At 43.1% G+C, this 6,867-nt stretch carries 5 protein-coding genes and 1 pseudogene; 3 read left to right on the forward strand and 3 right to left on the reverse strand.

What is annotated here, in order from left to right; translation table 11 throughout:
• Positions 1 to 54: 54 nt before the first annotated feature.
• Positions 55 to 1,740 carry a response regulator gene (locus MHM87_RS02145; RefSeq protein WP_239257644.1) on the reverse strand — a complete coding sequence of 562 codons (1,686 nt, stop codon included), beginning with the start codon at positions 1,738 to 1,740 and terminating at the stop codon, positions 55 to 57.
• A gap of 208 nt (positions 1,741 to 1,948) precedes the next feature.
• Entirely contained in the window at positions 1,949 to 2,620 is a 672-nt protein-coding gene (locus MHM87_RS02150) for a 2OG-Fe(II) oxygenase (RefSeq protein ID WP_014949263.1), read from the reverse strand.
• 426 nt (positions 2,621 to 3,046) lie between these two features.
• On the opposite strand from MHM87_RS02150, the gene MHM87_RS02155 reads away from it, so the two are divergent.
• From MHM87_RS02155 to rluF, 3 genes are all read left to right on the forward strand, one after another.
• Positions 3,047 to 4,603 (forward strand): bifunctional GNAT family N-acetyltransferase/carbon-nitrogen hydrolase family protein, encoded by a 1,557-nt coding sequence (locus tag MHM87_RS02155; protein WP_014949262.1) that lies wholly within the window; start codon positions 3,047 to 3,049, stop codon positions 4,601 to 4,603.
• Positions 4,604 to 4,794: 191 nt separating this feature from the next.
• A complete protein-coding gene (locus tag MHM87_RS02160) occupies positions 4,795 to 5,607 on the forward strand; it encodes a hypothetical protein (protein WP_239257645.1) in 813 nt (270 codons plus the stop codon).
• Positions 5,608 to 5,749: 142 nt separating this feature from the next.
• Positions 5,750 to 6,508 (forward strand): 23S rRNA pseudouridine(2604) synthase RluF, encoded by a 759-nt coding sequence (gene rluF / locus MHM87_RS02165; protein WP_014949260.1) that lies wholly within the window; start codon positions 5,750 to 5,752, stop codon positions 6,506 to 6,508.
• Positions 6,509 to 6,756: 248 nt separating this feature from the next.
• Here the strand turns inward: rluF and MHM87_RS02170 are convergent.
• Positions 6,757 to 6,867 (reverse strand): annotated as a pseudogene (locus tag MHM87_RS02170) (IS630 family transposase); the annotation flags it as partial.

A 6,867-nucleotide genomic window follows, 5' to 3' on the forward strand; every position in this document is an offset into this window, starting at 1 on the left:
TGGAGGCAGCTTTTTTATTGGTACTCTTTTCAATAACAGTCTGTGTAGTAACCGTTATGCTTTAACAGCCACCACACCAACTAAGTCAGCAGCGTTACTGTCGTCCACTTCTATACCTATTCGGCTTATGTACTGATCGCGCTTTTCAGCCTGGGTTGGCGACAAGTCACTGCTTAAAAGAAGCTTCGCCGCTTTATGGGCCGCTTCCATCTGGTCGTCTGTTAAATTATCCCCTAAGTGGATTTGAGTAATAACTTTTAACAAGCTCAGTGCAACTTGTTTGTCTTTAGGGGACAGTGTTAGTGCCTGGCGTAAATTGTTGAAGGCTGGCGACAACCGATTCTCTTTGTAGTTAACCGCAGCCATTTGCTTAAGCTCTTTTGTGGTAAATTGAATTTCAGTACGTTCAATCGACTCTTGATTCAGGTATTCATTTACCACTTGAGAAGTAAACGTGTCCCCTTCAATTTGCTTTCTAAGCTTATCTAAAATACTCACACAGTGTTCACGCATTCCTAACTCGTGAAATGCTTTCATTTTATCGAGGCTATCTTCCATCGAGAGTCCGTCGGTAGATGCCGAACGATCCTTCATCAACTTTTCAGCCCCTTTTTTGTCGTCTCGCAAGCACAAGACACGCGCTTTTACGACGTCAATCTGCTCGCCAAGCTGAGACTGCATGCCCTTTTGTTGTTTCAATTCTTCCAGTTCAGATTCTGCGCGTTTCATATAGCGTTCGCCTTCCGTACTGCCAAGGCTTGTGGCTAAATCAATGGTTGAACGAATAACATTGAGCGTTAGATGAGGTGAGTCATGGATAGAATTTTTAGCAAACTTTGCCATATTTTGAACGGCTGAAAGTTGCCCTGCCTTATCGTGGTTCAATCGAGCAAGATCCCATAACCGTTTGTTACGCTCAATATTGCGAGGTGCTAGCTTACTCGCCTCTTTCATTTGTTCGTAGGCAATATCGAACTGCTCTTTCTCAATAAAATACTGAGCAAGCAAGTCAAAGGTTAAGAATCGCGTGTCGTGGCGCTGCAATAAGTCATCAACCAGTAGCTGGGCTTCTTCTAATTCATCTTGTCGAAGCAACGACCGGGTTAAACCAATGTGAACCCACGCATGATCCATGCTCTGCAATAAGCTTCTAAAGTAGTCTTCCGCAGTTTGATAATCGCGAAGCTGCAATAAGCAATCACCAATTAAGCGTTTAATTCTGGTGTGATACTCCGATAGCGAAGGATCTTTTAACTGGCGCTCTGCATAGTACATAGCGGTGGAATAGTCCCCCACCTGCATACAATGAAGCATTTTATGTAGCTTTAACCTTATTTGGATAAGGTATTCCAAACGCAGCTCAATTTTGTTGCGCTGAAGAGGTTTGACCCAAAAGTCATCCGGTTGCAATTCAACAATACAATTAACCAATTCAGGCGATGTCTCTGCACTGAGAAAAATGACCGTGGTGGTGTCGTTGATGTGATTGAGGTGTTTTAATTCTTCAAAAAGGTGAAAGCCATCTTTGTCGTGACTGACGTTAAACGCCAGTAAAACAAAGTCGTATTGTCTTGCAGCACATAACCTTTTCGCGTGAAAGGCATTAAAAGCACTGCTTACGTTTTTTATTCCAATTTCATGCAAAGCTGATGACACTACATCATGTACAAGCCCCTGGTTATCGATAACCAGCACATGTAATTCTTCTCTTGGGGTTGGGGCAGGTATTTTTTCCAGCATTTACCAATCACTTCTAACGTCTTTTCCCTAAGCGTCGTAATAGAATACTTGCTATTGCGACGGCACAATGTTGCGCGAGCTGTGCGCGAGAGGAGCTGGCCCATAATTCAAACCAGTTTTGTAATAATAGCGCGCATACAGCCTAAACTTATTATACATAAGTCTTGGTTTTTAGATACACGTGCGTTTCACAACGTGATTAGTGCTTTTATCGAGGCGGATCAATCGCGTCGTTAACGCTTCCGTTAACCCTAAACCAACCTGCAACCGAGTGACGGCTGCGGGCAGCAGGTAATACTTCATGAGGGAATTGTTCGCTCAAAAAGACAACGAAAGTACCTTTCGTTGGCAGCACTCTTGTTCCAATTAGATCACTTTCATCAGCGTAGAGCACGAGTTCTCCCCCATCTTCTGAAGTCCAGTCGTCATTCAAATAGGCGACTAAAGACAACACGCGATTGCCCTGGCCTTTAAACGCATCTACATGGCGTTTGTAAAATTTACCCGGCTCATAGCAGGCAAAATGACTTTCAAAAGAAAAAAGCCCCATAAAGAGCGAACGATTTACATACTGCTGCATGGCTTCACACCATGAAAGCCACAAAGCGCCTTCGCTAGATGAACCTGTAATCCAGCAAATCTCGTCCCCTCTAACTTTTTCAGCTTTTTGATAATTCTCTGCGCGACCAATACCTGCCGCTTGATATTCAGCTTCAGAGATCGAACGCTGGCAGGCCAAAAGTGCTTGTGTAATGAAATCAGGTAAACCATGCTCTTGAATAGAAAAGCCTTTCGTGACTAAGTCATCGACGATATTTTCAAATATGGCTTCATCGAAAACGTGAAGAGGCTGATACGACGCAAGTTGTTCTCTATTCATCAGAGCATTTCTACCTTTGAGCGGTTAACTAATCGTGTAGTTAGGAGCGGGTTGTGTATGTTAAAAAACTAGCGAACTTATACGCGGGGTTGAATCCTATAGCAATTGCATCACCACGCATTTTCCGCGCTATTTTTTTATCGATAAAAGAAAAATTATTTGTCGTTAAGAAGTCGCACGCTTCTTGCTTATTTAATATCAATTTTAAAGTGAGCAAATGACGGTAAAGGTAAACTAAATCAATAAGTAAACCGAGGTGTATATTTTAAGAGGGTTGATTGAGAGACTTTTCTTCTGCCCTTGTTTCCGTTGCCATTACGTCTGCACATACGGATTGTAATTAACAGTTGAAAAACGCATGGCAAGGCGGTTTAGTAAAGATATATGCAATGTACGTACTAAAATTTTTAGCAAAAAGAGTAACCCATGAGTCAAGATCAAACACAAATAGAAGAAACGGAACATCATCTAGACTTAAGAAATTTGAGACTGGACGACTACAACGATGTTAAAGCGTTAATGGATGAGGTATACGCCAACGTTGGAGGCGCATGGCCTTACTCTAACTATAAAGCCCAAGTTACTACATTTCCCGATGGGCAAATATGTATTGAAGATAAAGGCAAAGTGGTCGCTTTCGCCATTTCAGTGATTGTAGACTATGACCAGTTTGGGGATAAACATAGCTACGATGAAATTACGGGTGATGCTTATTTGACCACACACGATCCTAACGGTGATGTGCTTTATGGTGTTGAGGTAATTGTTTCACCCGAGTATCGAGGTCTACGCCTTGGTCGTCGTCTCTACGAAGCGCGTAAAGAGCTCTGTCGTAATTTGAATCTAAAATCCATTATGGCGGGCGGTCGAATCCCGAACTACAAAAACCATGCGCATGAGCTGTCGCCTTATGAATACATTGAGCAAGTCAAGCTCAAAGACATCTACGACCCCATTTTAACTTTTCAACTTTCAAATGGATTTGAAGTCAAGCAAGTCATGTCGGCTTACCTTCCAGAGGATGAAGCCTCACAGGGTTATGCGACGCTACTTCAGTGGCACAATATTTATTATGAACCGGGCACGCCTTCCCTCATCGCCAGCAGGAAGACCAGCGCGCGAATCGGATGTATTCAATGGCAAATGCGTTACTTCAATAATGTAGAAGAGCTTTTACAACAAGTAGAGTACTTCGTCGATGCCTTGTCTGACTATTCTTGCGACGTTGCCCTGTTCCCTGAGTTTTTCAACGCGCCATTAATGGGCCTGAGCCCGTCAGATTCATCCATTGATGCAATTTGGCATTTAGCGACCTATACCGATGAGATTTTAACTGCCGTGTCTCATTTGGCCGTATCGTACAATATTACGATTATCGCAGGTTCTATGCCTGTGGTAGAAGAGGAAGAGCTCTATAACGTCAGCTACATTTGCAAACGCGACGGCACGATTGAAAGCCAGTATAAGCTTCATCCAACACCTCACGAAAAAGAAGATTGGATAATGAAAGGCGGAAACAGCCTTAAGACATTTGATACCGACTTCGGCAAAATCGGCGTTTTGATCTGCTATGACGTGGAGTTTCCAGAGCTTGCGCGTATTCTTGCCGATCAGGAAATGCAAATTTTGTTTGTCCCCTTCTGGACAGATACCAAAAACGGTTATTTGCGCGTGCGACGCTGTGCGCAGGCCCGCGCTATTGAAAACGAATGCTACGTGGCAATTGCAGGTAGCGTAGGTAACTTACCCAAAGTGGACAACGTAGATATTCAATATGGGCAAACCGCGGTTTTCTCGCCAAGTGATTTCGCGTTCCCACATGACGCAATTGTCTCTGAGACCACGCCAAACACAGAAATGACGCTCATTGTTGATTTGGATTTGGATAAACTCACTAAGCTTCAAAATGAAGGCTCTGTGCGGAATTATCTTGATAGAAGACGAGATTTGTATCGCGTTGAATGGATCGGCGATAAGCAGTAGCGCTACGCTTTAAGGAAATTCTCGGATTTTATGGCTTATGTATAATTGACATTGAGCATAAGCCGTAGAATTTCCTTTAATTTAGCGATAACATGCTTTAGCGCGCAAATATAAATGTGCTGTCTTCTTATTGAGTTAAAGCATCTAAATGCGATGAAGTTAGTACTACATAACGAGATTATAAATTTACTATGGCAAATAATTCGAAAAACGACGAGTTTCCAACCATTAGATTGGATGAAGAAGACCGTCGTGATTACCAAACAAAACGTCAGGCGGCGCCAACAAAAGCAACGCCTCCACCTTCATCTGCCCCATCAGCAAACCGCCAACCCTCTGGTGGTGGAAACGGTAATGGAATCTGGGTTGTATTCGTTGCCGTCATCGCCTTAGCCGCCTGTGGTGGTTGCTATTACCTGTACACCATGCTTGAGCAACAAAAAGTGGTTGCTGAGCAAGCGGAGCAGCGCATATTAAAGTTAGAAAACAAGTTATCTGCTACAGGTGAAGAAATTGGTGAATCTACTGTTGCCCTGCAAGTTAAAGTTACTGAGCTAACCAACAAGACAAACGAGCTTTGGGAACAAATGGATAAGTTGTGGGCGTCAGCTTGGCGTCGTAATCAACAAGAGATTGCTGATCTTGGCGACCGCGTAGGTAACGTTCAAAACGCCTTGAATAAGAACCTCAACTCAGTTTCAGAAAATGTAAAATCGCAAGCAGCGGCCATTGGCTCGGTTAAGAATCAACTTGCTTCGTTAGCTGATGAACTGCTCGCTGTTAATGTTCAACTTGAGCAAGCAGCAAGCGATAAACAAAGCGCTCAGCAAAGCGTACGTAATTTAACCGACAAACTGTCTGTGTTAGAGCAACGCAATACGACCTTATCTGGCCGCATTACCAGTTTGGAAAACGAAATTCGCGATATAGCAACCAAAGTAGTATCTAGCGGTGGTTCAACGGGTGGAAGTGGTTCGGCTCCTTCAGCTGCAGGTAACCAGTAAACCAGATTAAATCTGTTGCAATAGTATACAACCGAGAATAAAAACCACGGTTTAACGCATAAAAAAGAAAGGGGCGAATCGCCCCTTTCTTTTTGCCGTGATAATATTGCCCTCTTTTGAAATCTATAGGACCTAATGCGCAATGAGTGAGCAAGCGCCCAAACGTTTAAATAAATATATTAGCGACACTGGCCTGTGTTCTCGCCGTGAAGCGGATAAACTCATTGAGCAAAATCGCGTTACCGTTAATAACCAACCACCTGAACTGGGTACGAAAGTGGGGCCTGGTGACACTGTAAAGGTAGACGGTAAAGTTGTAGGCGCAGTAGCCTCAGACAAGTCAGATCGCGTATATATTGTCTATAACAAACCCATTGGTATCACCTGTACAACTGAGCGTCATGTCAAAGGCAACATTATTGACGCTATCGGTCACAAGGAACGTATTTTCCCCGTAGGAAGGTTAGATAAACCATCGGAAGGCTTAATCATTTTAACCAGCGATGGGGACATCGTGAACAAGATCCTGCGCGCTGAAAATGCTCATGACAAAGAATACGAAGTTACGGTTAACCAACCAATCAGTGAGCGCTTCGTCAACCGTATGTCTCGCGGAGTACCAATTTTAGGAACCGTAACGAAGCCTTGTGTGGTTAAACCCACGGGCAAAAATACATTCACCATTATTCTAACTCAGGGTCTTAATCGACAAATCCGCAGAATGTGTGAGTTTTTAGGGTACGAGGTCACCAAACTAAAACGAACCCGAATCATGCACCTTGAACTCGGCTCACTAAAACCTGGCCAGTGGCGTAACCTAACAAGCCGTGAACTAACTATTATGCAAAATGCAGTTCGCTCTTCTACAAAAACAGCGAGCAAAGTTGAGTTGCGTAAATAAATGAAACTACTACATTTAGTAGTAGTTTATTGATAAGACAATTTAAGACTTTGAAAAACGGACATTATCATTTTTTTTCGGTAAAGGATTTTCCCCCTAGTGCTGAAATATTGGCTAACTACGATGTGTTTTTCGTGGTGGCTTCTGTTGTTATTGCAATATCTGCTTCCCTTATCTCTTTCGTTCTTTCTGCGAAGATGTCGCAAACAGAATTACAAAATGAGCGAGCATTATACCAATTGCATTAATTAATTGACCAACTTTATCCACTCTCTCCAACAGAGATTTTTGACTCGTTCAACATCCGCAATGAATGTATTCCAAGCGCGAGAGACCTGTTCCACTATTTCTTCGTAACC

Origin of the sequence: Alteromonas sp. Cnat3-28 (assembly GCF_022348265.1) — a bacterium.
GTDB lineage: Bacteria > Pseudomonadota > Gammaproteobacteria > Enterobacterales > Alteromonadaceae > Alteromonas > Alteromonas macleodii.

What these genes read in the sequence shown, in the direction of transcription:
- MHM87_RS02155 (WP_014949262.1), top strand. Translation starts at nt 3,047, where the DNA reads ATGAGTCAAGATCAAACACAAATAGAAGAAACGGAACATCATCTAGAC.
- MHM87_RS02160 (WP_239257645.1), top strand. Translation starts at nt 4,795, where the DNA reads ATGGCAAATAATTCGAAAAACGACGAGTTTCCAACCATTAGATTGGAT.
- MHM87_RS02145 (WP_239257644.1), bottom strand. Translation starts at nt 1,740, where the DNA reads ATGCTGGAAAAAATACCTGCCCCAACCCCAAGAGAAGAATTACATGTG.
- rluF (WP_014949260.1), top strand. Translation starts at nt 5,750, where the DNA reads ATGAGTGAGCAAGCGCCCAAACGTTTAAATAAATATATTAGCGACACT.
- MHM87_RS02150 (WP_014949263.1), bottom strand. Translation starts at nt 2,620, where the DNA reads ATGAATAGAGAACAACTTGCGTCGTATCAGCCTCTTCACGTTTTCGAT.